This is a genomic window from Streptomyces sp. BK239, assembly GCF_004217285.1.
GTDB lineage: Bacteria > Actinomycetota > Actinomycetes > Streptomycetales > Streptomycetaceae > Streptomyces.
On record NZ_SHKS01000011.1, the window covers coordinates 37,719 to 62,818 of the forward strand.

At 72.8% G+C, this 25,100-nt stretch carries 21 protein-coding genes and 6 tRNA genes; 18 read left to right on the forward strand and 9 right to left on the reverse strand.

The features are described from left to right. The first annotated feature begins 102 nt into the window (after positions 1-102). The 4 genes from cbiE to EV567_RS26405 all read left to right on the forward strand — a co-directional run bounded on the left by cbiE (position 103) and on the right by EV567_RS26405 (position 8,028). Entirely contained in the window at positions 103-1,320 is a 1,218-nt protein-coding gene (gene cbiE / locus EV567_RS26390; protein WP_130444404.1) for a precorrin-6y C5,15-methyltransferase (decarboxylating) subunit CbiE, read from the forward strand. A 367-nt stretch (positions 1,321-1,687) separates the two neighbouring features. Beyond that, positions 1,688-5,698, forward strand: coding sequence for a nicotinate-nucleotide--dimethylbenzimidazole phosphoribosyltransferase (gene cobT / locus EV567_RS26395; protein ID WP_130444406.1), 4,011 nt, complete (start codon positions 1,688-1,690; stop codon positions 5,696-5,698). Positions 5,699-5,876: 178 nt separating this feature from the next. After that, the gene (cobA, locus tag EV567_RS26400; protein ID WP_130444408.1) at positions 5,877-7,118 is read left to right on the forward strand and encodes a uroporphyrinogen-III C-methyltransferase; all 1,242 of its coding nucleotides are present in this window, start codon (positions 5,877-5,879) and stop codon (positions 7,116-7,118) included. A 91-nt stretch (positions 7,119-7,209) separates the two neighbouring features. Further along, entirely contained in the window at positions 7,210-8,028 is an 819-nt protein-coding gene (locus EV567_RS26405; protein WP_130444410.1) for an RNA methyltransferase, read from the forward strand. A 39-nt stretch (positions 8,029-8,067) separates the two neighbouring features. Here the strand turns inward: EV567_RS26405 and EV567_RS26410 are convergent, their stop codons facing one another. Beyond that, positions 8,068-9,471: a serine/threonine-protein kinase gene (locus EV567_RS26410; RefSeq protein WP_242621016.1), complete on the reverse strand. Its 1,404-nt coding sequence runs from the start codon at positions 9,469-9,471 to the stop codon at positions 8,068-8,070. A gap of 196 nt (positions 9,472-9,667) precedes the next feature. Between EV567_RS26410 and EV567_RS26415 the strand changes: the two genes are divergently transcribed. The 4 genes from EV567_RS26415 (at position 9,668) to EV567_RS26430 (ending at position 12,362) form a co-directional block, all read left to right on the forward strand. Next, positions 9,668-9,943, forward strand: a complete 276-nt coding sequence (locus EV567_RS26415) for a hypothetical protein (RefSeq protein WP_130444412.1) — start codon at positions 9,668-9,670, stop codon at positions 9,941-9,943. Positions 9,944-10,142: 199 nt separating this feature from the next. After that, positions 10,143-10,322 (forward strand): hypothetical protein, encoded by a 180-nt coding sequence (locus EV567_RS26420; RefSeq protein ID WP_130444414.1) that lies wholly within the window; start codon positions 10,143-10,145, stop codon positions 10,320-10,322. 685 nt (positions 10,323-11,007) lie between these two features. Then, positions 11,008-11,991, forward strand: a complete 984-nt coding sequence (locus EV567_RS26425) for a phosphotransferase family protein (protein ID WP_130444416.1) — start codon at positions 11,008-11,010, stop codon at positions 11,989-11,991. Between the two features lie 80 nt (positions 11,992-12,071). Then, entirely contained in the window at positions 12,072-12,362 is a 291-nt protein-coding gene (locus EV567_RS26430) for a zf-TFIIB domain-containing protein (RefSeq protein ID WP_130444418.1), read from the forward strand. Between the two features lie 57 nt (positions 12,363-12,419). Here EV567_RS26430 and EV567_RS26435 read toward each other — a convergent pair. The 5 genes from EV567_RS26435 to EV567_RS26455 form a co-directional block, all read right to left on the reverse strand. Beyond that, positions 12,420-12,491, reverse strand: a tRNA-Val gene (locus EV567_RS26435). A gap of 34 nt (positions 12,492-12,525) precedes the next feature. Continuing rightward, positions 12,526-12,597, reverse strand: a tRNA-Val gene (locus EV567_RS26440). A gap of 18 nt (positions 12,598-12,615) precedes the next feature. Further along, positions 12,616-12,687 (reverse strand) — tRNA-Val (locus EV567_RS26445). A 1-nt stretch (position 12,688) separates the two neighbouring features. After that, positions 12,689-12,762 (reverse strand) — tRNA-Cys (locus EV567_RS26450). A 39-nt stretch (positions 12,763-12,801) separates the two neighbouring features. Next, positions 12,802-12,874 (reverse strand) — tRNA-Gly (locus tag EV567_RS26455). A gap of 197 nt (positions 12,875-13,071) precedes the next feature. Between EV567_RS26455 and EV567_RS26460 the strand changes: the two genes are divergently transcribed. The 3 genes from EV567_RS26460 (at position 13,072) to EV567_RS26470 (ending at position 15,892) form a co-directional block, all read left to right on the forward strand. Then, positions 13,072-14,145 carry a chorismate-binding protein gene (locus EV567_RS26460; RefSeq protein WP_130444420.1) on the forward strand — a complete coding sequence of 358 codons (1,074 nt, stop codon included), beginning with the start codon at positions 13,072-13,074 and terminating at the stop codon, positions 14,143-14,145. 4 nt (positions 14,146-14,149) lie between these two features. Beyond that, complete coding sequence (locus tag EV567_RS26465; RefSeq protein WP_130444422.1) at positions 14,150-14,971, forward strand: aminotransferase class IV; 822 nt, start codon at positions 14,150-14,152, stop codon at positions 14,969-14,971. A gap of 96 nt (positions 14,972-15,067) precedes the next feature. Then, positions 15,068-15,892 carry a GNAT family N-acetyltransferase gene (locus EV567_RS26470; protein WP_207228859.1) on the forward strand — a complete coding sequence of 275 codons (825 nt, stop codon included), beginning with the start codon at positions 15,068-15,070 and terminating at the stop codon, positions 15,890-15,892. A 33-nt stretch (positions 15,893-15,925) separates the two neighbouring features. Here EV567_RS26470 and EV567_RS26475 read toward each other — a convergent pair whose 3' ends face one another. Beyond that, positions 15,926-16,483, reverse strand: a complete 558-nt coding sequence (locus tag EV567_RS26475; protein ID WP_207228860.1) for a DsbA family protein — start codon at positions 16,481-16,483, stop codon at positions 15,926-15,928. A gap of 273 nt (positions 16,484-16,756) precedes the next feature. Between EV567_RS26475 and EV567_RS26480 the strand changes: the two genes are divergently transcribed. Continuing rightward, on the forward strand, positions 16,757-17,197 hold the full coding sequence (locus tag EV567_RS26480; RefSeq protein WP_130444664.1) for a hypothetical protein: 441 nt from the start codon (positions 16,757-16,759) through the stop codon (positions 17,195-17,197). Between the two features lie 191 nt (positions 17,198-17,388). Then, complete coding sequence (locus EV567_RS27900; protein WP_020128804.1) at positions 17,389-17,541, forward strand: hypothetical protein; 153 nt, start codon at positions 17,389-17,391, stop codon at positions 17,539-17,541. An 84-nt stretch (positions 17,542-17,625) separates the two neighbouring features. Here EV567_RS27900 and EV567_RS26485 read toward each other — a convergent pair whose 3' ends face one another. Together EV567_RS26485 and EV567_RS26490 are read right to left on the reverse strand one after the other, a co-directional pair. Beyond that, positions 17,626-18,186 carry a CGNR zinc finger domain-containing protein gene (locus tag EV567_RS26485; RefSeq protein WP_130444428.1) on the reverse strand — a complete coding sequence of 187 codons (561 nt, stop codon included), beginning with the start codon at positions 18,184-18,186 and terminating at the stop codon, positions 17,626-17,628. A gap of 230 nt (positions 18,187-18,416) precedes the next feature. Then, entirely contained in the window at positions 18,417-18,830 is a 414-nt protein-coding gene (locus EV567_RS26490) for an SsgA family sporulation/cell division regulator (RefSeq protein ID WP_004002642.1), read from the reverse strand. A 191-nt stretch (positions 18,831-19,021) separates the two neighbouring features. Between EV567_RS26490 and EV567_RS26495 the strand changes: the two genes are divergently transcribed. From EV567_RS26495 to EV567_RS26515, 5 genes are all read left to right on the forward strand, one after another. Next, positions 19,022-19,480, forward strand: a complete 459-nt coding sequence (locus EV567_RS26495; protein ID WP_130444430.1) for a TIGR02611 family protein — start codon at positions 19,022-19,024, stop codon at positions 19,478-19,480. 75 nt (positions 19,481-19,555) lie between these two features. After that, positions 19,556-19,627: transfer RNA gene (locus tag EV567_RS26500), tRNA-Val, on the forward strand. 2,246 nt (positions 19,628-21,873) lie between these two features. Further along, positions 21,874-23,163, forward strand: coding sequence for an ABC transporter substrate-binding protein (locus EV567_RS26505; protein ID WP_130444432.1), 1,290 nt, complete (start codon positions 21,874-21,876; stop codon positions 23,161-23,163). Further along, entirely contained in the window at positions 23,163-24,170 is a 1,008-nt protein-coding gene (locus tag EV567_RS26510; protein ID WP_165430496.1) for a carbohydrate ABC transporter permease, read from the forward strand. Before EV567_RS26505 ends, EV567_RS26510 begins: the two co-directional genes overlap by 1 nt. After that, complete coding sequence (locus EV567_RS26515) at positions 24,167-25,099, forward strand: carbohydrate ABC transporter permease (RefSeq protein WP_130444437.1); 933 nt, start codon at positions 24,167-24,169, stop codon at positions 25,097-25,099. The genes EV567_RS26510 and EV567_RS26515 overlap by 4 nt, the downstream gene beginning before the upstream one ends. Position 25,100: the final 1 nt, after the last annotated feature.

Below are 25,100 nucleotides of genomic sequence, written 5' to 3' on the forward strand. Positions count from 1 at the left end.
GATCAACCCTGATCACGGGCCCGCCGCCGCCCCGCCCGGCCCCGCGCGACCAGGTACCCTCACGGGACCGCTGCCTGCGCAAACCCCGGGAGACTGAGGACGATGGCCGACCGCGTCACGGTGATCGGCTGGGACGGTTCGCCGCTGACCGCCGCGGCCCGCTCCGCTCTGGGCGCCGCCACGCTGGTGGCGGGCGCCGCGCACCATCTGGCGCTGCCGGAAGTGCCTCCCGCAGCCGAGCGCCTGCGCCTCGGCAGCGTCGCCCTCGCCGCCCGCCGCATCGCCGGCCACCGCGGCACCGCCGTCGTCGTCGCCGACGGCGACCCCGGCTTCTTCGGCGTCGTCCGCACCCTGCGCGCACCCGAGTTCGGCCTGGAGGTCGAGGTCGTCCCCGCCGTCTCCTCCGTCGCCGCCGCCTTCGCCCGCGCCGGCATGCCCTGGGACGACGCCCAAGTGGTCGTCGCACACCGGCGCACGCTACGACGCGCGGTGAATGTATGCCGCGCCCACACCAAAGTCGCCGTACTCACCTCGCCCGGCGCCGGCCCCGCCGAACTCGGCCTCCTGATGGAGGGCGTCCACCGCACCTTTGTCGTCTGCGAGGAACTCGGCACCGACCGCGAGCACATCAGCGTCGTCACCTCCGACAAGGCCGCCGACCACACCTGGCGCGACCCCAACGTCGTCATCGTCATCGGCGGGACGGCGGCCGCGGCGCCCCAGGCCGGCAGCGGCTGGATCACCGGCCGCGCCCCCGACACGGGCCCGCGCGGCTGGGCGCTGCCCGCGGAGGCGTACGGCGGCGAACTCGGCGAAGGGGAGACGGAACTCCTGCGCACCGCCCAACTGTCCCGGCTCGGCCCGCGCGTGGGCGACCTCGTCTGGGACATCGGCTGCGGCAGCGGCGCCTTCGCCACCGAGGCCGCCCGGGCCGGCGCCGCCGTGATCGCCGTGGACCGGGCGCTCGAGGCGTGCGCCCGCACCGACGCCACCGCCCGCCGCTTCGGCGTACAGCTCCAGATCGTCCGCGGCGCCGCCCCGCACGCCCTGGAGGACCTGCCCGAGCCGGACGTCGTCCGCGTCGGCGGCGGGGGAGCGGCCGTCGTCTCCGCGGTCGCCGACCGCCGCCCGCAGCGCATCGTCACCCACGCCATGACCCGCGACGCCGCCGAGCTCATCGGCCGGGACCTCACCGAACACGGCTACCGCGTCGAGTGCGCCCTCCTCCAGTCCCTCGAACTCGACACCCGGGCCTGGACGGAGAGGGAACGGAGCGTCGCGTTCCTGCTCAGCGGCGTATGGCCGGAGCGTCCCGCGTAGACCGTTTTGCCCTCCCGGTGATCCGGTTGTCGTACCGCGCGCGGTAGGCTGGCCGATCGTCGTACCGCATCCGGTCGCCCGGCCTTTCGTCGGTCAATGTCCGGAAAACCCATCCGTTTTGGGGCGGGCGTGGTACGTCGAAACCCGTGGGCGCGCAACGTGGCGCAGTCCACAGCGGAGCGTCTCGGATCAAGCTGTCGCGAGGCGACGACGACCGCGACAATGCCACTGAATGGCTTTGTCGTCTTTTTCGGGCGGGTCGTTCGTGCCGCTGGGCGTGGACGCTCGTTCTTCACTGCGGGGCGGTCGGTGCGCCGTTCCGGGTGAGCTGGTCGTAGGAGCACTAACCGATGGGCGAGGGGTACGCATGACCGACACCGGCCAGGTCCCGGGCGAGGGACTGCCGGAGAGCGCAGACACGGCAGAGCAGCCGGGCGTCTCCACGTCCGGCGCGTACGCCTACCTCTCCGAGACCACCGCCGAGGACGAAGACCTGTTGCTGCTGCCGGGCGCCCAGAGCGCATGGGGCAACGAGGTGGCGCCGCCCGCGCCCGAGCCGGTGGTCGAGACCGTGCACGAGCCCGGCCCGCACGAGATGTCCGGCCGCGACACCGGCTCGGTCGACGTCAGCGCCGTCCGCCTCCCCGGCCCGACGCCCGCCCCGGCCGCGCCGCGCCGCCCCCTGCACCTCGGCCCGCCCATCCCCGACGCCTTCGCCGGCCCGGTCCGCTCCCTGGCCGACCGCGGCCCCGCCGGCACACCCGTACGCCAGCCGGCCGCGCCCGCGCCCGGCCCCGAGTACCTCGACGCCGCCCCCCAGCACGCGACGCCCCCACCGGGCGCGGCGCCGTGGGGCGCACAGGTCGCGGCGCAGGCCGTCGCCCAGGCGCCGGTCGCTTCCGGTGCGGCCCCCGCCGAGGCGGCCGCGTCTCCCGCGCAGCCCGGACCGGTGGGCGTGGCCCAGGCGGTCGTGGCCCGGGTGGCCACGGAGGCGGTCGCGGCGACTGGCGCTCCGCAGGAGGCGGAGGCCGGGCAGACCGCCGAGCAGACCGTGCCCGCGGTTGCTCCGCAGGAGGCCGATCCGGTGCACGTCGGTGTCGCCGCGACCGGTGCCACGCAGGACGTGCAGGTCCCGGCCGGGGCGGAGCAGTTGGGCGGCGCGGAGGTCACCGCGGCCGTCTCGGTCCCGGTTTCCGCGTCGGCTCCCGTCGAGGTGCCGGCGTCCGAGGCCGCTCCGGAGGCGGTGTCGGAGCCCGTGGCCGAGCCCGAGCCCGTGTCCGTCGCCCAGCCCGCGCCGGAGACCGAGGTCGCGGCGGCGGTGGACGCGGCGGCCGCGGAGGCCGTCGGGGTCCCCGAGAGCGCATCCGTGGAGGAGCCCGTCTCCGAGGCGGAGGTGGCGCAGGAGGTCGAGCCGGTGCCGGCCGCAGCCGTGGAGGCCGCTGAGGCCCCCGAGGCGGACGTCGCGGTCGCTCCCGAGGCTCCGGAAGCCGTCGAGGTTCCGGAAGCCGTCGAGGTTCCGGCGGTCCCGGCCGCCCCGGTGGCCGAGGAGCCCGAGGCGGTTGTCGACCCGCCGGCGGCGGAGGCCGTCGAGGAGGTTCCCCCGCCCGCCGCCGAAAGCGCCCCCGAGCCCGTCGTCGCCGCACCGGAGGCAGGTCAGACGCCCGCCGTGCCGGCGCCCGGCGTGCCCCAGGCGTCCGACGCCCCGGCGGCTCCCGTCGAGCCCGCGCCGCAGAGCTCGGAGCCCGCCCCCGAGCCGGCCCAGGTTCCCGAGGTCGTCCAGGAAGCCGAGCCGGTCGTCGTTTCCGAGCAGACCGAGGCGGTCGAGCCCGCTACCGAACCGGTCGTACCTGAGCAGGAAGCGGTCGTACCCGCCCCGGAAGCGGTCCCTCCCGCATCCGAAGCGGTCGTCGAGGCGCAGACCGAGACCCCCGTCGCAGCGCCTTCGGCGCTGGACACGCTCTACCCGAAGCCCGTCGCGGCGGCGGAGGAGTCGGCGGAGCCGGCGCACCCCGAACACCCCGAGCACCGCGAGGTCCCGGAGGGCGCGGAGCACCCGGAGCCGACGCCTGCCCCCGCCGACCAGATCGTGGACCAGGGGTCTCACCTCGTGGACGCTGGGGAGCCACAACCGGCCCAAGCCCAGGACGACTTCACGTCCGCCGAGGCCGAAGCCGAGGCCGACACCCCCCACGTACCGGAGCCGCTGGTGGAGCAGACGCCCCAGCCGGTCGCCGAGCCCCCCGCAGTGATGGTCCCCGCCCCCCGCGCGGCCGAGGCCGCCCCCGCCCCGGCCACTCCGGAAGCGGAGCCGCAGATGGACCAAGAGCAGCCCGACCCGAACGTCGCACAGAACCCGGACGACCTGGACACCATGGCCGCCGACCACGACGAGCCGACCGAGCCGCAGGAGCCGCACGCACTCCACGCGCCGGCCGAACCGAACACGCCGGCCGAACCGAACACGCCGGCCGAACCGAACACGCCGGCCGAAGCGAACGCGCCGGCCGAACCGAACACGCCGGCCGAACCGAACACGCCGGCCGAACCGAACGAGCAGGCCGAAGCGAACGAGCAGGCCGAGCCGAGCGAGCGGGAGCACGAGGGTGTTCAGGCCGAGGCCGTCGAAGTCCCCCGTCGGCCCGTCGGTCCCCCCGCGCCCGCGTACGGCGACGCCGAGCGCGAGGCCGTGCTGAAGGTCATCCGCGAACGCCGTGACATCCGCAACGGCTTCCGCAGCGACCCCATCCCGCACGAGGTGCTGCTGCGCGTCCTGGAGGCCGCGCACACCGCGCCGTCCGTCGGGCACTCGCAGCCCTGGGACTTCGTCGTCATCCGCTCCGCCGAAACGCGCCGGGCCATGCACGAACTGGCCCAGCGTCAGCGTGAGGCGTACGCGAAGTCGCTGCCCAAGGGCCGGGCCAAGCAGTTCAAGGAACTGAAGATCGAGGCCATCCTCGACACCCCGGTGAACATCGTCGTCACCGCCGACCCGACCCGAGGCGGCCGGCACACCCTGGGCCGTCACACCCAGCCGCAGATGGCCCCGTACTCCTCCGCGCTCGCGGTGGAGAACCTCTGGCTCGCCGCCCGCGCCGAGGGCCTCGGCGTCGGCTGGGTCAGCTTCTTCGACGAGCGCGAGATGGTCCGCGCGCTGGACCTGCCCGAACACCTGGAAGTCGTCGCGTACCTGTGCGTGGGGTACGTCGACGAGTTCCCGGAGGAGCCCGAGCTGATGCAGGCCGGCTGGGCCAAGCGCCGCCCGCTGTCGTGGGTCGTCCACGAGGAGACGTACGGCCGCCGCGCGCTGCCCGGCGCGGACCCGCACGACCTGCTCGCGGAGACCGTCGCCAGCGTCCGCCCGCTGGACGCCAAGGCGCTCGGCGAGGCGTGGGAGCGGCAGAAGCGGATGACCAAGCCTGCCGGCGCGCTCGGCATGCTGGAGATCATCTCCGCCCAGCTGTCCGGTCTGTCCCGCCAGTGCCCGCCGCCCATCCCCGAGCCCGCGGCCGTCGCGATCTTCGCCGGCGACCACGGTGTGCACGCGCAGGGCGTCACCCCCTGGCCGCAGGAGGTGACGGCCCAGATGGTCGCCAACTTCCTCGGCGGCGGCGCGGTCTGCAACGCCTTCGCGACCCAGGTGGGCGCCGAGGTGTGCGTCGTGGACGTCGGCGTGGCGACCGACCTGCCCGCCACGCCCGGTCTGCTGCCCCGCAAGATCCGCGCGGGCACCTCCGACATGACCACCGGCCCCGCGATGACCCGCGAGGAGGCCAAGCAGGCCATCGAGGTGGGCATCGAGACGGCCCGCGACCTGGTCGCGGCCGGCAACAAGGCGCTGCTCACCGGTGAGATGGGCATCGCCAACACCACCGCGTCCGCCGCGCTCATCTCCGTCTTCACCGGCGCCGACCCGGCCGAGGTCACCGGTCGCGGCACCGGCATCAACGACGAGACCCTCGCCCGCAAGACCGAGGTCGTCCGCCGCGCCCTGGAACTCCACCAGCCGGACCCCGCGGACCCCGTCGGCGTCCTCGCGGCGATCGGCGGCTTCGAGCACGCGGCGATGGTCGGCCTCCTGCTGGGCGGCGCCTCCCTGCGCACGCCGGTGATCCTGGACGGCGTCAGCGCCGGCGCCGCCGCCCTGGTCGCCCGGGCCATCGCCCCCGAGGTCCTGGCGGCCTGCATCGCCGGCCACCGCAGCGCCGAACCGGGGCATGTCGCCGCCCTCAACAAGCTCGGCCTGCGCCCCCTGGTCGACCTCGACCTCCGCCTCGGCGAGGGCACCGGCGCCCTCCTCGCACTGCCGCTGGTCCAGAGCACGGCCAGGGCGATGCACGAGGTGGCGACGTTCGACTCGGCAGGGGTGACCGAGAAGTAGTCCACCTACCGGGGCCCGGGGGCAGAGCCCGGGCCCCGGTCAGGGGCGGGACAGGGGGAGAAACACCCCACCCGCCGCCGCCCACCCTCCGGACGTGCGCTTAAAATCCGCACGTCAGGGCCGCTCCGAAGCTGCAGTGCGCCCACTGAACAACCGCCTGTTCGAGGAGCCGCACCTCATGGCCCAAAACCCCGCCTACCCCGTAGGCCTCCGCCTCGCCGGCCGCAGGGTCGTCGTCCTCGGCGGCGGCCAGGTGGCCCAGCGCCGCCTCCCCGCCCTCATCGCGGCCGGCGCGGACATCCACCTCGTCTCACCGTCCGCCACCCCCTCCGTCGAAGCCATGGCGGACGCGGGCGAACTCACCTGGCACCGCCGCCGCTACGTCGAAGGCGACCTCACCGACGCCTGGTACGCCCTGATCGCCACCAGCGACCCGCAGGCCAACACCCGGGCTTCCGCCGAAGGGGAGGCGCACCGCGTGTGGTGCGTGCGCTCCGACGACGCCGACGCGGCGACCGCCTGGACCCCGGCCACCGGCCACAGCGCGGGCGTCACCGTCGCCGTCCTCACCACGGACGCGCGCGACCGCGACCCGCGCCGCACCGCTGCCATCCGCGACGCGATCGTCGAGGGCCTGCACGACGGCACCCTGGTCGCCCCCCAGCACCGCACCCGCACCCCGGGCGTCTCCCTCGTCGGCGGCGGCCCGGGAGACCCGGACCTGATCACCGTCCGCGGCCGTCGCCTCCTCGCCGAGGCGGACGTCGTCATCGCCGACCGGCTGGGCCCGCGCGACCTCCTCGCCGAACTCCCCTCCCACGTCGAGGTGATCGACGCGGCGAAGATCCCCTACGGCCGCTTCATGGCCCAGGAGGCGATCAACAACGCGCTGATCGAGCATGCCAAGCAGGGCAAGGCGGTCGTACGCCTCAAGGGCGGCGACCCCTACGTCTTCGGCCGTGGCATGGAGGAGCTCCAGGCGCTCGCCGAGGCGGGCATCCCCTGCACGGTCGTCCCCGGCATCTCCAGCTCCATCTCGGTGCCCGGCGCGGCCGGTATCCCGGTCACCCACCGCGGCGTCGCCCACGAGTTCACCGTCGTCAGCGGCCATGTCGCCCCCGACGACGACCGCTCCCTCGTCGACTGGGCCTCCCTCGCCAAGCTGACCGGCACGCTCGTGATCCTCATGGGCGTCGACAAGATCGGGAAGATCGCCGAGGCGCTCGTCGCCCACGGCAAGCCGGCCGACACCCCCGTCGCCCTCGTCCAGGAGGGCACCACGGCGGCCCAGCGCCGCGTCGACGCGACCCTCGCGACCGTCGCCGAACGGGTCCGCGCCGAGGACGTGAAACCGCCGGCCGTCATCGTGATCGGCCCGGTCGTCGCCGTCGGCCCGCAGCCGAACGCCACCCGGGCGTGACCCGGAGCCGAACCACCCAGGCGTAACCCCGGGTAACAGAACCTGTACCGAGCCGTTGGCACCACACCCAGGACAAGGCAGTATCACCCCTGTGGCCGATCTCATCACCGTCGAGGACCCCGCCGACCCGCGCCTGCGCGACTACACCGGCCTGACCGACGTCGAACTGCGCCGCAGGCGCGAGCCGGCCGAGGGCCTGTTCATCGCCGAGGGCGAGAAGGTCATCAGACGGGCCAAGGAAGCCGGCTACGAGATGCGCTCGATGCTGCTCTCCGCCAAGTGGGTCGACGTCATGCGCGACGTCATCGACGAACTCCCCGCCCCCGTCTACGCCGTCAGCCCCGAACTCGCCGAGCGCGTCACCGGCTACCACGTCCACCGCGGCGCGCTCGCCTCCATGCAGCGCAAGCCGCTGCCCACGGCGGCCGAACTGCTGCGGACCGCCCGCCGGGTCGTGATCATGGAATCGGTGAACGACCACACCAACATCGGCGCCATCTTCCGCTCGGCGGCGGCCCTCGGCATGGACGCGGTGCTGCTCTCCCCGGACTGCGCCGACCCGCTCTACCGCCGCAGCGTGAAGGTGTCCATGGGCGCGGTGTTCTCCGTGCCGTACGCCCGTCTCGACACCTGGCCCAAGGGCCTGGACTCGGTCCGCGAGGCCGGCTTCACCCTGCTCGCCCTCACCCCGGACGAGAAGGCCCGCAGCCTCGACGAGGCGGCGCCGCACACCATGGACCGCGTGGCCCTCATGCTCGGAGCGGAGGGCGACGGCCTGTCCACCCAGGCCCTGGTCGCCGCCGACGAATGGGTCCGCATCCCCATGTCCCACGGAGTCGACTCCCTCAACGTGGGCGCGGCCGCGGCGGTCGCCTTCTACGCGGTGGCCACGGGCCGCCCGCTCGGGTAGAGCTCCGGTCTTCGTCTTCGCCCGCTCTCGAGAGCCGGTCTACGCGCCGTCCTCGGCGTGCTCGCCGGCCTCGGCGCCCGCCGGCAGCTGGTGCGTGTGCCTCTGCGTCTGCTCGGTCCGGGAGCTGCCGCCGCCGAGTCCTCGGGCGGACCCCTGGCAGCCCTGCACGAGGGCGATGCCGAGGGCCACCAGCAGCGTCACGACGACGAACACGAACAACCGCTGCCGCAGCAACCGGGGGTTGGCCGGCCGCCGTCCGGTCCCCGTGGTTCTCGCCCCGGGCCGGCCGTTGCGCGGCGCGGGCCGACTGCCGCTGCCCGGCCTGGTGTTGCGCTTCGCCGGCGTGTTCCGGGGAGCGGGGGTGGGGCGGGCGCCCGGCCGCGAGTGCGAGACGCCGCCGCGCGAACCGCTCCCGCCACGCGAGGACGTCCCCCCACGCGACGGCGTCCCCCCGCGTGACGGCACCGGACCGCGCGAGGACGGGGCCCCGCCCCGGGGCGCGGGGGTGCCCGGCTGCCGTCCCGCACGGTCCGGATAGCTGCTGTCCGTCAGCCGTCCCGTCGGGCGGTCGGCCTCGGCGGCCCGGGGCGCCGGGGGCCGTGTGTCGGCCATGCCCTGCGCCTCCCGCGCCGCGATCTCCTTCAGCCGCAGGGAGAGGTCCAGCGTGCTCGGCCGCTCCTCGGGGTCCTTGGCGAGACAGGCGCGGATCAGCGGGGCCAGGGCGTCGGGAACGCCGTTCAGATGGGGCTCCTCGTGCACCACGCGGTACAGCATCACCTCGGAACTGCCGTGCCCGAAAGGGGAGTCGGCGGTCGAGGCGTACGCGAGCGTGGCGCCCAGCGAGAACACGTCGGTCGCCGGCGTGACCATCGCGCCCCGCACCTGCTCGGGCGCGAGGAAGCCGGGGGAGCCGACCGCCGTGCCGACGTGCGTCAGCGTCGAGGCGCCCGTCGCCCAGGCGATGCCGAAGTCGATGATCCGCGGACCCTTGGGGGAGAGCAGGATGTTCGAGGGCTTCAGGTCCCGGTGCACGACCCCGGCCTCGTGGACCGCGACGAGGCCCTCCGACAGCGAGGCCCCGATCGCCGCGAGTTCGGCGGCCCCGAGCGGCCCCTCGTCGTTGACCTTGTCATGGAGGGAGGGGCCGGGCACGTACTGCGTGGCGAACCACGGCCGGTCGGCGTCCAGATCCGCCGCGACCAGCCGGGCCGTGCAGCCGCCCCGGATCCGCCGCGCCGCCGACACCTCCCGCGCGAACCGCGACCGGAACTCCTGGTCCTCCGCGAGGTCCGGCCGGATGACCTTCAGCGCGACCCGCTGCCCCTTCTTGTCGGAGCCCAGGTAGACGACGCCCATCCCGCCCGCGCCGAGTCGTCGGTGAAGCTTGAACGAGCCGACGACGCGCGGGTCCTCGCGCCTCAGGCGCATCATCGCCATGTTCATCCCCGCTGCCCGGTCCGTGTGACGTGGCACAGCTTACGTTTCCACGGCCGTCCGCGCGCAGAGGCCGCGCCCTCTCGCTCCGATCGATTGTCAGTGCCGGATGGGACACTTGAGAGGTGCTCAGGGGGTCTGCGAACAAGGGTGCGTTGTCGCCCCTGTGGCCCCAACCACCTGTCACAGAAGGGGGATTGAACCCGTGAAGGGTGATCGAGTGGAGATAGTCGTCGACGCCGGCGACACGACGCGGACGTACGAGGTGGTGGCGAGCAGAGCGGGCCGCCGGGTGGAGACGGCGGTGCGCCGAGGGGTGGTGGAAGTGAGCGAAGTCACCCGAAACGGCGCTGTCGTCCGTACCGCCCGCTTCATGGCGAACCGGGTCCTCGCCCTGGTCGAACAGCCCGTCCCCCGCGAGGACGGCTCGGAAATACCGGCGCGAAGTGGGCAGCCCCTCCGGGAAGACCCCGAGTCGTAGGCCCGCGTCTCCACCCAGGGGAGTACGCCGCAGGTCATGGGTCATCCTCCGGGAGGCCCGTCAATCGGTACGAGGGCATGACGTGCGATGCCCTCCACGCGCCTAGATTTGAGGTCAAGCGGCGGGTGCAGCACTCGTCCCCCGAGGTCAGACGCCCGCCGCTGCCAACCACAACGGAGAACGGTTCAGGAGAGGGACCATGGCCCACACGGCACCGCGGACGCACCTGCGCACCCGACCCCGCCGCACGGGCCGCCGCCACCCCCTGGTGGCGACGCTCATGGCCCTCCCTCTGGCCGCACTGCTCCTGGTCGTCTTCGACGGCTGGGAGACGGTGGCCGCACAGGCGTCGTCCGTGGGCGTGATGCTGGGGCGCTGAGCGGCGACCCCAGGCCCGGAAGAGCGGTCCGGGCGGGGACATCCACCCATGAAACCCCGTGGGGACGGGGGTATGGCGGACGGCAAATGATGCCGGCGCAGCTGGGGAGCTGCGCCGGCATTGCTTTTGCCTCCGGCGGTCGGGTGGTTGGGCGGTTGTTGGGTGCGGGTTCTGTGGGGGCTGGGGTTTTTGCGCAGTTCCCCGCGCCCCTGAGTGCCTGCGGCGGCCCGTTTCGGTTCGGTGGGGGCGGGTGTGGCGCGTTCGGTTCGGTGGGTGGGTCGGGGGCGGGGTGGGGGTGTCCGTCCTCGGTCCGGCGGTAGCTTCTTTTTCATCGGCGCCCGGTGACTGACGCCGACCGCTGCGGGCGGACACCCCAACCCCGCCCCCTCAGCGCCGCGCGCGTCCGCACGAGCGTCCATCCGGCGACCGGCCCAGGGCGTCCCTCGCGGGTCGTGTGCGGCTGCGCGAGTGTTCGTTCGGCTGCCCGGCCCAGGGTGTCCCTTGTGGGTCGTGTGTGGCTGCGCGAGTGTTCGTTGGGCTGCCCGGCCCAGGGGCGTGCTCTGTGCGCCGGGCGCGGCTTCAGGGGCGCAAGGAACTGCGCGATCAGCCGCAGTGGACCCGCAGTCGCCTGTGGCCGGGCCCGGCAGATACTGGGGCGTTGGACCTCCGTCGTTCAGGGAGCCCCGTGGCCGTCACCCCGTTGCTCAGTGCGCTCACTCGGCTCGCCGCCGTCGAAGCTCACTCCCGCAGCTCAAGTCGTTGCCCTTGCGGCGCGGACACCCTCGCGGAGCGGGCCGATGCCACTGTGGTGCGCCACGCCGGCGTCGTTGCCAAGGCACATGCCCCCGGTGTCTCCGTCGCCGACCTCGCCCCCCGTCTGGCCGCCGCGGCCTCCCTTCCGCACCTTCTTCTTCCGCCGCTCACCCCCGTCCCCGCGCCCCTGCACGACCGACTGGTCACGTTCTGGTCCTACGGCGTTCCCGTGGATCCGGACACTCCGGACGCCGCCCCGTGGGAGGAGGCCGGCACACTCCTCGCCCAGCTGCACCGCACCCCCGCGCCGCACGCCCTTCCGCCGATGCGCGGACCGGTGAAGGCCGCCCGGGCCGTTCTCCGACTTCGCGAGGTGAGCGGGGAGCACCCCGCTGTCGCCCCCGTCCTGCGGGCCTGGGCCGGCCTCCCCGGCTGGGCCCGTGGGGCGGCGCCCATGCCTGACACCACCACGCTTTGCCACGGTGACCTCCATCTGGGGCAACTCGTCCGGCATCCCGTGCCCGACGGCCCCTGGCGGCTCATCGACGTCGACGATCTAGGCACCGGCGTCCCCGCCTGGGATCTCGCACGCCCGGCCGCCTGGTACGCCTGTGGTCTGCTCCCGCCGGAGGAGTGGGCCCGCTTCCTGGCGGCCTACCGCACGGCTCGCGGCACCGCGGTTCCCACTGACGGCGATCCATGGCCCGCGCTCGACGTCCCGGCTCGCGCCCTCACCGTCCAGACCGCCGCCCGAGCGGTGACCAAGGCCATCGCACGCGACAGTCCCCTTGACGAGGTCGAGGAGTCTCTTGTCGACGCCTGTGCCCGGATGGTCTCCGTGCCGCACCGGTCGGTCGACCCGCCCGGCGGATCCGGTTCCGTACCTGACCAGTTGCCGTCAAGCTCGGCGAAGTAGGGTGCAACCGACCGCAGCCGGACAGACTCTGTCCTGGCGACAGGCGAAGCAGGACCGACCGGCGAGGAGTTGAGCCGACCATGCAGTGTCCGAAGTGTCACGCCCCGATGCACACGTACAACCGCAACGGCGTCCAGATCGAGCAGTGCGCGAACTGCCGCGGGATCTTCCTGGACTACGGCGAGCTGGAGGCGCTCACCCGGCTGGAGTCCCAGTGGTCCCAGCCGGCGCCGCCGCCCCCGGCCGCTCCTCAGGCCTATCCGGCGCAGGCCCCGCACGCCCCCGCCTGGGGCGCCCCGCACGGCGGCCACGGCGGTCACTACGGCCACCAGCGCCACAAGAGCTTCGGCCACATGCTCTTCTCCAGCTGAGCCACCCGCACACGAGGAAACCCCCGGCCGAGGAGACGGCCGGGGGTTTCCGGGGTGTGGACGATACTGGGATTGAACCAGTGACCTCTTCCGTGTCAGGGAAGCGCTCTCCCGCTGAGCTAATCGTCCTCGGGAACACGACCCGAGGGGCCGTGGCACTGCGTGCGCGATACTGGGATTGAACCAGTGACCTCTTCCGTGTCAGGGAAGCGCTCTCCCGCTGAGCTAATCGCGCGGGGATCCGAAGATCCAGTGGACGATACTGGGATTGAACCAGTGACCTCTTCCGTGTCAGGGAAGCGCTCTCCCGCTGAGCTAATCGTCCTTGGAGGTGGAGACGGGATTTGAACCCGTGTAGACGGCTTTGCAGGCCGTTGCCTCGCCTCTCGGCCACTCCACCAGGAGTGTAGGGGACCGGGAAGATCCCTACTGTCCTTCGAGCGGACGACGAGGTTCGAACTCGCGACCTCAACCTTGGCAAGGTTGCGCTCTACCAACTGAGCTACGTCCGCCTGTCGTTTCGGTGCGCTCTCGCGTCCCGGCGACGTGTTGAACTCTAGCGGATTCCTGGGCCAGCACAAAAACGCGTTTGTGCAGCGTGCTGCGCTGTGTCCCACCGAACACCTGCTCAGGCCCCGTCGGCGCGTCCCGGAAGCGCGCGCCCGCCGCCGACGACGACCCGCCGGACACCCGCCCTAAACTCGACACCGTGCCCGAACTGCCACCCCTCGCCCGATTCGGCGACCGCGTCGCCACCGGCCTCCTCGACGTCACCGACGACCCGGCGGCCCTGGACTCCGCCGGTTTCTGGGCCGTCTGCGCCGACTTCGAAGGCCGTCTGACCTGCGCCCGCTTCGCGGACGTGCGGGTGGCGCCGGTGCCCGCGCCGACCCCGGGGGAGTGGCGCGGCCCCGCCGCCGGGGACTGGACGTCGTCCCTCGACCGCGCCGCGTACACCGCCGGAGTGCGCCGGATACGCGAGCACATCGCGGCCGGCGACGTATACCAGGCGAACCTCTGCCGCGTCCTGTCCGCCCCCGTCCCGCCCGGCGCCGACGTGGACGCGCTGACCGCGCTGCTCGCCCGCGGCAACCCCGCGCCGTACGCGGGGACGATCCGCCTCCCCGGGCACGGCGTGGAGATCGCCACCGCGTCGCCCGAGCTCTTCCTGCGCCGCGAGGGGCGGACCGTGGAGTCCGGGCCGATCAAGGGCACCGGGCGCACCGAGGCCGACCTCCTCGACAAGGACCACGCCGAGAACGTGATGATCGTGGACCTCGTCCGCAACGACATCGGCCGTGTCTGCGCCACCGGCAGCGTCACCGTCCCCGACCTGTGCGCCGTGGAGAAGCACCCCGGCCTCGTCCACCTCGTCTCGACGGTCCGCGGCGAACTGCGCGAAGGGGTCGGCTGGAGCGAACTGCTCGACGCGGCCTTCCCGCCCGGCTCCGTGACCGGCGCCCCCAAGTCCAGCGCCCTGCGCATCATCGACGCGCTGGAGACCGCGCCCCGAGGCCCCTACTGCGGAGGCATCGGCTGGGTCGACGCCGACCGGGGCACGGGCGAACTGGCCGTCGGCATCCGCACCTTCTGGATCGACCGCGCCGACGGAACGCTCCGCTTCGGCACCGGCGCCGGCATCACCTGGGGCTCCGACCCCGAGAGGGAGTGGGCGGAGACCGAACTGAAGGCGTCCCGGCTGCTCGCGATAGCGTCGGGGACGTACACGGCGGACGCGGGGGTTCCGGCGTGTGACGCCCCCGGTACGAACATGGTGAGGTAGAGCAGTGAAGCTTTGGCTGGACGGCGGTCTGCAGGAGTTCGAGTCCGCCCGTGTCTCCGTCCTGGACCACGGACTGACCGTTGGCGACGGCGTCTTCGAGACGGTGAAGGCGAGCAACGGGACCACGTTCGCGCTGACCAGGCACCTCGACCGGCTGACCCGCTCCGCGCGCGGCCTCGGCCTGCCCGACCCCGACCTCGACGAGGTCCGCCGCGCCTGCGCCGCCGTCCTCGAAGCCAACCCGATGCCGCTCGGCCGCCTGCGCATCACCTACACCGGCGGGCAGGGCCCCCTCGGCTCCGACCGCGGCGATCACGGCCCGACCCTCGTCGTCGCCCTCGGTGAGACCACCCGCCGCCCCGACTCGACGGCCGTGATCACCGTCCCGTGGACCCGCAACGAGCGCGGCGCGCTCACCGGCCTGAAGACCACCTCGTACGCCGAGAACGTCGTCGCCCTGGCCCACGCGCACCGGGACGGCGCTTCCGAGGCCCTGTTCGGCAACACCGTCGGCCGGCTCTGCGAGGGCACCGGGTCGAACGTGTTCGTCGTCCTGGACGGCGAGATCCACACCCCGCCGCTCGCCTCGGGCTGCCTCGCCGGCATCACCCGCGCGCTGGCCGTGGAGTGGACCGGCGCGCGGGAGACCGACCTGCCGCTGGACGTCCTGGAGCGCGCCGACGAGGTCTTCCTGACCTCCACCCTGCGCGACGTCCAAGCCGTGCACCGCGTCGACGGCCGTGAACTGCCGGGCGCGCCGGGGCCGGTGACCGCCAAGGCCATGCGCGTCTTCGACGAACGAGCGGCCGACGACCTCGACCCGTGAGCCCCGCCCTCAAGGGCTCCCCCTGAGGGCCGGAAAGCCGTAAGCGCTGGGAAAAACAGGCTGACTTCGGCCCGTACGGCGGGTAGAAACCCCCTGATGACCACGACTCTGCGGCCGACCGAGCCGCTCCAGCGCGCCGCCGACGGGGCGTTGTCCCGTCACTACCAGGTGTGCGTGAACGGCCGCCCGGTCGGCGCGGTCCACCTGTCCACCCACCCCGACTTCGGGCCGGCCGTCGCCCGCGTGGACGACCTGCACGTCGACGAGGCCGATCGCGGGCGCGGCCGGGGCACGGTCGCCGCGCTCGCCGCCGAGGAGGTCGCGCGGGGCTGGGGCTGCCGGGGGATCGAGATCCGGGTGCCGGCCGGGGCCGAGGCCGCCCTGCGCCTGGCCGGCGCCCTCGGATACGTCCACCGCAACCGCGGCCTGGCCAAACCACTCGACGCCGTGGCCCCCCGGCTGCCTCCGGGCAGCGAGGCCAGGCCGCTGACCGAGGCCGAGTTCGGGCCGTGGCGCGCGCACGGCGTCGACGGGTACGCCGCGGACTGGATCAGCCGCGGGGTCCCGCCGGACGAGGCCCGCGCCAGGTCGGAGCGCGACACCGCGCGTCTCCTGCCGGACGGCCGGGACACCGAGAGCATGCGGATCAGCGTCCTGGAACACGACGGCGTCCGCGTCGGCGTGCTCTGGCTCGGCCTGCACGAGGACCGCGCCTACGTGTACGACGTCGAGACCGACGAGGCCTTCCGCGGCCGGGGCCACGGCCGCTCGCTGATGCTGCTGGCCGAGGTGCAGGCGATCACCGCCGGCAAGCGGGTCATCGGCCTCAACGTCTTCGCGGACAACACGCCCGCCGAACGGCTCTACGAGTCACTGGGATACGTCCCGGTCGGCTACTCGATGTTCAAAAGCCTGCTCTGAGGGGAGTGGGGTGCGGGGGCCGGGGAGCGAGCCTTACTCCTGCTCGGCGAGCAGCCGGTCCGCGAGCTCCTCGACCCGCTCGCGCAGCCCCTCCTGGCTCTTGCCGCCGTCGAGGCGCTCCCCGCCGATGACGTACGTCGGGGTGCCCGTGACGCCGATCGCCTTGCCCTCGGCCTGGTCGGCGTCGACGATCAGGATGTGCCGGCCGTCGATGAGCGCGGTGTCGAACTCCTCGGCGTCCAGGTCCAGTTGGCGGGCGGTGTCGATCAGGAAGGGCTCGCCCTCACGGTCCAGCTTCTCGACCCGGCCGAGGACCGCCTCGACGTACTCCCACCCCTTGCCCTGCTCCACGGCCTCCTCGGCGGCCTGCGCGGCGGCGAAGGAGTGCTTGTGCTTCTCCAGCGGGAAGTGCCGCAGCCGCAGCTCCAGCCGGTCGCCGTAGCGCTCGCGCAGGAGGCGGAGGTCGTCGAGGGCGCCGCGGCAGTCCGGGCACTGCAACTCGCACCACACGTCGAGGACGACGGCGGGACGGGCGGAGGGGGACGTCGACGCGTCGGCGGACACCGACGCGGCGGGGGAGGAGTCGCTCATGGACCCAGTCTCCCAGCCCGCTCCGCGCCACCCGATCCGGACCACCCCGTACCTGCCCCCGTACCCGGGTCGCAGAGACCCCGTAGTACCTGAGAGCCACCCGCCCCGGACCGGCACCTGTGGAGGAGGTGACCCGGAGATGTCCCTGATGTCCGGCCGGGGCATGGCCCGGCGCCCTCGCGCAGGTGCAGGATGGAAGGACGAAGCGCCGCGCAGCCCGCGACGCCCAGCCGATTCGACCTTGCCCCCCTTGTGCCGCGTCTGGAGGACCGGATGATCGCCGAAACCGTCTGTTCCGCCGTCGCCGCGGCCGGCCTGGGCATCGCCGCGGTCACGGCGTACCGGAAGCGTTACCTGACGGCCGCCCGCATGGCGGCCTACGCTCTCGTACCGCTCGGTCTGGTGCTGACCGGAGTCGTCGAGTGGGTCGCCGACACCGCCTTCAGCCCCACCGCCTGGCTGGGATTCGGTCTGCTCGGCGGGGCCTGGGCCCTGTTCATGACGACGCGCGCCGTCGAGCGGCGGCGGGGAGGCACCCGCAAGGAGCGCAAGGCGGCGGCGCGCGCCGCGCGGGGCGAGGCCGTGGCCCCGGCCGCCTCGGCGCCCTCCCTTGGCCAGGCCCGTCCGACCGCCCGACCCTCCGCCGCACCCCGCGCGACCGCCACCGACGACTTCAGCGACATCGAGGCCATCCTCAAGAAGCACGGCATATGAAGCGGTCGCCGGCGGCAGGGTCACCGAAGCGGCGGCCCGACGCGCCGGCGGCCGAAGCGACACAGTCGGACCGCACGCGCGCGTAAGTGATCACGCCCGGAAACGGAGATCACGGAATCCGGCGCACACCCGCTCAGTTCGGGCGTGTTGATCGCACCCGCGGCGGAGCCTGCGTCATCATCGCCCGCGAGATGCTGGACACGACACAGAGCGACGCCGCGCCACCTCAGGACGAGCCGCGCGGATGCCTCTTCGCCCTTTCCCAGCCACCGCTGATGATCTTCCTTGCGGTGATCGGGTGTCTGCTGCTCATGGCTTCGCTGCACGACCTGCTGCTGCTGTGAGCCGTACCCGCGGTCCCCGGCGCCACCCGCCGGGGCCGCGTCGGCATCGACGGCGGACCAGCGTGCCCTGAGCGGCCCTGGGAGTCAGCCGGCCGCTTCCTTGCGGCGCGCGCGGTAGGCGGCGACGTGGAGACGGTTGCCGCAGGTGCGGCTGTCGCAGTACCGCCGGGAGCGGTTGCGGGAGAGGTCCACGAAGGCGCGCCGGCAGTCGGGGGCCTCGCAGCGGCGCAGGCGTTCCTGCTCGCCGGCCACCACGAAGAACGCCAGCGCCATCCCGCAGTCGGCGGCCAGGTGGTCGGCGATCGAGGCGCCCGGCGCGAAGTAGTGCACGTGCCAGTCGTAGCCGTCGTGGTCGGTGAGGCGCGGGGTGGTGCCCGCGGCGGCGACGAGTTCGTTGATCAGTCCTGCGGCGGCGCGGGCGTCCGGGGCCGCGAACACCTTCGCGAACCGCCCCCGGACCTTGCGCACCGCGGAGAGGTCGAACTCGGACAGCACGCCAACGTCGCTGATCTCGTGCTTTCGCACGAAGTCCGTGAGGGCGGCCAGGTTCGGCAGCCCGTCCGGGACGGCGTCGTCCTCCGGCGCGGTGTTCACCAGATCCACCACGGCGTCGAGGGCGCACCGGGTGTCGTGGGTGATCAGCACGTTTCGCTCCCTGGCCTGGGGGACGGGCGGGCGCCCGCCGATGCTGGCCGATGGTAGCCGCTCGGCCCGGCGGGGTGGCCCATGTCGCCCGGCGGGGGTGGCGCTGCGCACGCCGGCGCCGCACCACGGGAAACCCGAGGCGCGGCGTCGGCGCTTGCCCTATGCGGTTGTCCTGGCCCGAGCCGTCTCCCCGAGTGGACGGCGTCGGGCAGCTCTGCGGGAGCCCCGTCCTAGCTTTCCGCCAGGATGTGCGAGAGCTCCTGGTCGAGGTCGAAGTGACGGTGCTCCGTGCCGGGAGGCACGGCCGCGTCGGTTCGCTTCAGGAAGGATTCCAGGGCCCGCGCCGGGGCCTCGAGCAGGGCCTCCCCCTCAGGGGAGCTCAGGGCGATGCAGACGACGCCCTGACCGTGGCTGCGCGACGGCCAGACGCGGACGTCGCCGGTGCCCGTGGGCCGGTGCAGGCCCTCCGCGAGGAGGTCGCGGGCGAACACCCACTCGACGGTCTCCTCGGCTCCGGTGTGGAAGGTGGCGTGCACGGCGTAGGGGTCGGCCGTGTCGTACCGCAGGCCTGCGGGGACAGGCAGGGAGGACTCGCTCGACACAACGAGGCGCAGGTGCAGCTCGCAGCTGACCGTGGTGTTCATAAGCGCCAGGGCCTTTCGCTCAGTGTGCGCTCGGGGATTCGCACGTCGGCGAAATCGACATGCCACCTACGGTGCCGTTGTAAACCCCTCTGAGTGTTTTGCGTGCGTTTACGTAACTCTTCCGGCGGAGGGAACGTTCGCGAAGTACCACCATTACGGTGACCGGAATCTCTCGGGTAGGGTTTGGTCGTATGAATACGGGGAGTGGCGGGCCGGGTGAGGTCGCCATGACGGCGGACGACGCGAGGACGGGCGAGGAGCGGACCGAGGCCGAGCAGGGCCTGGGGTCCCGGGCGCCCGAATTCGTCAAGGCCCGCCGTGTGCTGCACCTCAGCTGGCAGGTAGGGATCTTCATCGTCGGCCTGGCGGTCGTGATCGCCGGCATCATCATGCTCCCGCTGCCCGGACCGGGCTGGGTCGTGATCTTCGGCGGCATGGCGATCTGGGCGACCGAGTTCGTCTGGGCCCAGCTGGTCCTGCGCTGGACCAAGCGCAAGGTCACCGAGGCGGCCCAGCGCGCCCTGGACCCCAGGGTCCGCAAACGGAACATCATCCTGACCTCGATCGGCCTCGTGGTGATCGGCGCCATCCTGGGCTTCTACGTGTGGAAGTTCGGTTTCGAGATGCCCTGGAAGATCAAGGACCAGTGACCCGCCGACCGCTCCGCCCGAGCGGCGGGCGGTCACGGCCACCCTCTGACTTGGGGTAATGTTCTCCGTGCGCCCGGGCGATTAGCTCAGTGGGAGAGCGCTTCGTTCACACCGAAGAGGTCACTGGTTCGAACCCAGTATCGCCCACCCGGCACGACGGCCCGTCCGCGACCACCACGTCGCGGACGGGCCTTCGTCGTGTCTTGGGCAGCGGGCGGCGGGGGCTGCCGGCGCGCGCCGGCGGGTTCCGGACGGGTGGGTGGCGGTGGCGGTGGCCGTGGCGACGCGGTGTCCCTCCGGGCGGGCCCAGATGTCGGGCGGTCTTGCTGTGGCGACGCGGTGTTCCGGCCCGCAGGTCCGCGCTGCCGGGCGGTCCTGCCATGGCGACGCGGTGTCCGGCCCGGCGGGCCCGCGATGCGGGGCGCGCCCCGGAACGCAGCTGGCCCCAGGTGCCGGCCCCGGGGGGCACCCAGGGGCGGGACTGCAGGCAGGTCGGGCATCCGAGCCCGGCTCGCCTCGAACCGGTCGGCCGGACGGCCCCGCCCCGGCTGCCGGGGCACGAGGGCGCGACGCCTCGGGCACGCAACCGCCGCCGGCCTGGACCAGAGCGCAGAACGGCCGCCTGCCCGCGATCATGCGACGGGGTGCTCCGCCCCGGCTGCCGGGGCACGAGGGCTCGACGCCTCGGGCACGCAACCGCCGACGGCCTGGACCAGAGCGCCGAACGGCCGCCTGCCCGCGATCATGCGACGGGGTGCGCCGCCCCGGCTGCCGGGGCACGAGGGCTCGACGCCTCGGGCACGCAACCGCCGCCGGCCTGGACCAGAGCGCCGAACGGCCGCCTGCCCGCGATCGCTCCGAGGGGGTGCCCCGCCCCGCCCGCCGGGGGCACGAGGGCGCGACGCCTCGGGCACGCAACCGCCGCCGACCTGGACCAGAGCGCAGAACGGCCGCCTGCCCGCGATCATGCGACGGGGTGCTCCGCCGGGAGCCGACGTGACCACGAGCCGCCGTAGCGCTCCCGCCGTACCCCCTGACCGCCACGGACCCGGTCGCCCACGCACGCTTCCCGCGGCCTCCCGCGCCCAACGGCTCCGGCCGCCTTCCCGCACCCGCTCCACGCCGACGGCCCCCGGCGGCTGCCCCATCGTGCGGCTGTGCCACCGGCTACCGGCCGCAACCTGCTCCCGGCCGCCTCCCCGACGTTCGGCTGTGCGGACGGCTCCTGGCCAGGCTGGTTCTCGGCGGCCGTCCGTGTGTGCGGTGTGCGGCGGCACACGGTCACGCTTGCTTTCCGGCTGCCGTCCCTGCGTTCGGCTGCGCCGCGGGCCCCGGCCGCACCTCTCGGCCGCCTCCCTGACGTTCGGCTGCACCGGCGGCCCCCGGTTACGCTCGGCACCCGGCCGTCGCCCCTGCGTTCGGCTGCCCATCGGCCCTTCGGCCGCCGCCCCGACGGCCCCGGTCACGCTCGCTCCCGGCCGTCGTCCCCGTGTTCGGTTGTGCCGGACATGAGTGAGGCGGTTCCTGGTCACGCTCGTTTCCGGCGGCTGTCCCTGTGTGGCCTGTACCGGCGGCTCCCGGTCGCACTTGCTTCCTGCGGCCGTCCCGGCGTTCGGCTGCGTGCGGCGGGCGACCGGCCGGTCGCCCTGAGGCCTCCCGGCGCGCTCGATCCCGGCCGCCTCCCGACGTGCGGCTGTACCGGAGGCCCGGGGGCCGCACTCGCTTCCCGCGGCCGTTCCCACGCTCGGCTGCGCCGACGGCTCCCGGTCACGTTTGCTTCCCGTGGCCGTCCCTGCGTTCGGCTGCGTCAACGGTGCCCCGGCGCGCTCGATCCCGGCCGCCTCCCGACGTGCGGCTGTACCGGAGGCCCGGGAGCGCACTCGCCTCCTGCGGCCTTCCCGACGCTCGGCTGTGCCGACGGCTCCCCGTCACGACTCGCTTCCTGCGGCCATCCTGGCGTTCGACTGCACCAACGCCCCCCGGTCGCGCTCGCTCCCGCTCGCTGACAGGCGCATTCCCGCAGCGGCCGCTACGCGCGGCTGCTGCGGGCCTCCCTCCGCGCGCCCCCACGCGGCAGCCCCACGCGGCTTCCCCCGCGGCAGCCCCACGCGGCAGCCCCACGCGGCTTACGGCGGCCTGCGGAGGCCCCCGCGCGACCTGCGGCGGCCTCCCGGGGCCCCCGCAGCCGACATGTGCGCCCCCGCACCTCGCCGCCACCCGCCCGCCCCACCCACCCGCCCCACCCACACCCCGCCCACCCCACCCACACCCCGCCCGCGAGGAAATTCTGTCCGAATCATTGACGCTCTCTCAGCTCCCTCGTACCTTGTGCCAGCAAGCGCTTTCTTGAAACGATTCATGGATGGCGACGACGCCGCGGGGAGGTCCCGACTGTGGGAACCAGCACGGATGTTGGCAGACGAACGATCCTCAAGGCCGCAGGGGCGACGGCGGCCACACTGGGCCTGGCGGCGACCACGGGGTGCGGCGGTGACGGCGGGACCTCCGCGGACGGTACGGTGACGATCCGTTATGCGTGGTGGGGCTCGGAGGACAGGGCTCAGCGCATCAACAAGACCATCGCGCTCTTCGAGAAGAAGTATCCGAAGATCAAGGTGAAAACGGACTTTCAGCCGTACACCGACTTCTGGAAGAAGTTCAACACCCAGGCCTCCGGCGGGAATCCGCCCGACGTTTTCCAGAACGCCATTGGTTTCCTGCGGAAATACGACGCCAAGAACGTCCTGCTCGATCTCGGCGAGCAGGTCAAGGCCGGCAATCTCGCCATGGACGGCTTCCGGGCCGGCCTCGAGAAGTTCGGCGAGATCGACGGCAAGCTCCTCGGTGTCCCGGTCGGCTCCAACTCGATGGCCCTGGTGATCGACAAGCACGTCTACACCAAGGCGGGCGTGAAGCCGGAGCCTGGCTGGACCTGGAACGACTTCGACGCGGCGATGAAGAAGATCCGCGACAAGGCGGGCCGCGCCGGCGACAGCGGCATGTACGGCGTGATGTACCTCTACGACCTGTACCTCCGCCAGAACGGCAAGGCGTTCTTCACCGACAGCGGACTCGGCTTCACCGAGGCGGATCTGAAGGCCTGGTGGGCGAAGGCCGAGAAGAGCGTCGAGGACGGGAGCTACGCCGACCCCAAGAAGGTCGCCCAGATCAAGCCCAAGTCGGCGGTCGCCGGCGAACTCGCCGCGGGTGAGTTCACCTGGGACAACTTCACCGTCCGCTACACCTCCGAGGGCAAGAGCGAGTACGGGCTGGCGCCCATCCCCACCACCGACGGCAAGAAGACCGGCCAGTACCTCGGCTCCCTCATGCTCAGCGCCTCCAAGCGCACCAAGCACCCCAAGGAAGTGGCCCAGTTCATCTCCTTCATGGTGCACGACCCCGAGGTCGCCAAGATCATGGGCTACGACCGCGGTGTGCCCGCGACCCAGGCCCAGTTCGACGCGTTCAAGCCGACCGACGAGGTGAACAAGGCGATCGCCGCCTACGAGACGTCCCTCGTCGAGACGGGCGTCCTGGAGCCCATCACCCCGCACCCGAACGGCGCCGACATCTGCGAGTCCGCCTTCCTGCGCATCGCCGAGGAGATGGCCCTCGGGAAGCGGTCGGTGGACGACGCCGTCAAGCAGTTCTTCACCGAGTCGAAGACGGCTCTCGCCGGCTGATGGGAACCACCGTGACACACGCCCCTGCGATGGCGGGCCTGTCCGAGGACAAGCCTTCCGAGCCGCGGCACGGTCCGGTGAAACCCGAGCGCCCCGCCGCCCTCAAGCGGCGGCGGCGCCGGGAGAACCTGGCCGGCTATCTCTTCATGTCCCCCTGGATCGCCGGGTTCCTGCTGCTCACGGCAGGGCCGATGATCGCCTCGCTCTACTTCGCCTTCACCGACTACAACCTCTTCGACGCGCCCCGCTGGATCGGCCTCGACAACTTCACCACCATGTTCGAGGACCCACGCTGGCGCCACTCGGTGCAGGTGACGCTCTGGTACGTCGTCGTCGGCACACCGCTGAAGCTGCTCGCCGCGCTCGGCGTGGCGCTGCTCCTGGCCCAGAAGCGGCGCGGGCAGGCCTTCTACCGGGCCGCCTTCTACGCGCCCTCGCTGATCGGGGCCAGCGTCTCGGTGGCGATCGTCTGGAAGGCGATCTTCTCGGACGACGCGATCGTCGACCGTACGCAGAAGCTCTTCGGGGTGGACGTCGGCGGCTGGGCCGGCGACCCGGACATGGTCGTCTACAGCCTGGTGGCGCTCACCGTATGGCAGTTCGGCGCCCCCATGGTCATCTTCCTCGCCGGCCTCAAGCAGGTCCCGCGCGAGCTGTACGAGGCCGCCGAGGTGGACGGGGCCGGCTCATGGCGGCGGTTCTGGAACATCACCCTGCCGATGATCTCCCCGGTCCTCTTCTTCAACGTCCTGCTGGAGACGATCCACTCCTTCCAGATCTTCAGCTCGGCGTACATCGTCGGCGGCGGCGCCGGAGGCAACGCCTGCGGGCCCGCGGACGGTTCGATGGTCTACACCTGTTATCTGTACGTCCAGGGCTTCGAGAACAGCCGGATGGGCCTGGCCTCCGCCATGGCCTGGATGCTGCTCGTCGCGGTCGCCCTGGTGACGGCGGTGCTGTTCTGGTCCCAGAAGCGCTGGGTGCACTACGAGGAGGGCGCCCGATGAGCTCCCCGGATCTCTCGACCTCGCTCGACCCGGGGGTACCCCCATCGGCCACGGAGGTCTCCCCGGCCCGGTCCACCGAGGCGGGCGCGCTGCGGCGCGGTCTGCCCGGCTCGCTCGCCTGGCATCTGGGCGCCCTCGCCGTCCTCGCGGTGATCCTTTATCCCGTGCTCTGGGTGGTCGGCGGCTCGTTCAAGAAGAGCGAGGACATCGTCGGCAGCCTGGATCTCTTCCCGGGCTCCCCGATCACCTCGAACTACACGCGGCTCACCGAGGGCATCGCGGACATCTCGATCTCCACCTTCTTCCTCAACTCGCTCACCCTCGCCGTGGGCTCGGTGGCCGGGATCCTGCTGTCGTGCTCGCTGACGGCGTACGCCTTCTCGCGGATCAGGTTCGCCGGCCGCAACGTGCTGTTCACGCTGATGATCGGCACGCTCCTGCTGCCCTACCACGTGCTGCTGATCCCGCAGTACGTGCTGTTCCGCAACATGGAGATGATCAACTCGTACACCCCGCTGCTGCTGGGAAAGTACCTGGCCACGGACGCGTTCTTCGTCTTCCTGATGATGCAGTTCATGCGCAACCTGCCCAAGGAACTCGACGAGGCGGCCCGCCTCGACGGCTGCGGGCACCTGCGCATCTACTGGTCGATCGTGCTCCCGCTGTGCCGGCCGGCCCTGATCACCAGCGCGATCTTCACCTTCATCAACGCCTGGAACGACTTCATGGGCCCGCTGATCTACCTCAACGAGCCCGACAAGTACACCGTCTCCCTGGGCCTGAAGATGTTCGTGGACCAGGAGGGCGTGGCCGACTACGGCGGCATGATCGCCATGTCGCTGGTCGCCCTGCTGCCGGTGCTGGCCTTCTTCCTGGCCTTCCAGCGCTACCTCATCGACGGCATGGCGACGTCCGGGCTGAAGGGCTGAG

Bases quoted from the DNA above. Each gene is read 5' to 3' on its own strand.
- EV567_RS26495 (WP_130444430.1), top strand. From the start codon at position 19,022: ATGAATACGGGGAGTGGCGGGCCGGGTGAGGTCGCCATGACGGCGGAC.
- EV567_RS26470 (WP_207228859.1), top strand. From the start codon at position 15,068: ATGACCACGACTCTGCGGCCGACCGAGCCGCTCCAGCGCGCCGCCGAC.
- cobA (WP_130444408.1), top strand. From the start codon at position 5,877: ATGGCCCAAAACCCCGCCTACCCCGTAGGCCTCCGCCTCGCCGGCCGC.
- EV567_RS26410 (WP_242621016.1), bottom strand. From the start codon at position 9,471: ATGAACATGGCGATGATGCGCCTGAGGCGCGAGGACCCGCGCGTCGTC.
- EV567_RS27900 (WP_020128804.1), top strand. From the start codon at position 17,389: ATGCTGGACACGACACAGAGCGACGCCGCGCCACCTCAGGACGAGCCG.
- cbiE (WP_130444404.1), top strand. From the start codon at position 103: ATGGCCGACCGCGTCACGGTGATCGGCTGGGACGGTTCGCCGCTGACC.
- EV567_RS26510 (WP_165430496.1), top strand. From the start codon at position 23,163: ATGGGAACCACCGTGACACACGCCCCTGCGATGGCGGGCCTGTCCGAG.
- cobT (WP_130444406.1), top strand. From the start codon at position 1,688: ATGACCGACACCGGCCAGGTCCCGGGCGAGGGACTGCCGGAGAGCGCA.
- EV567_RS26475 (WP_207228860.1), bottom strand. From the start codon at position 16,483: ATGAGCGACTCCTCCCCCGCCGCGTCGGTGTCCGCCGACGCGTCGACG.
- EV567_RS26480 (WP_130444664.1), top strand. From the start codon at position 16,757: ATGATCGCCGAAACCGTCTGTTCCGCCGTCGCCGCGGCCGGCCTGGGC.
- EV567_RS26420 (WP_130444414.1), top strand. From the start codon at position 10,143: ATGGCCCACACGGCACCGCGGACGCACCTGCGCACCCGACCCCGCCGC.
- EV567_RS26430 (WP_130444418.1), top strand. From the start codon at position 12,072: ATGCAGTGTCCGAAGTGTCACGCCCCGATGCACACGTACAACCGCAAC.
- EV567_RS26490 (WP_004002642.1), bottom strand. From the start codon at position 18,830: ATGAACACCACGGTCAGCTGCGAGCTGCACCTGCGCCTCGTTGTGTCG.
- EV567_RS26515 (WP_130444437.1), top strand. From the start codon at position 24,167: ATGAGCTCCCCGGATCTCTCGACCTCGCTCGACCCGGGGGTACCCCCA.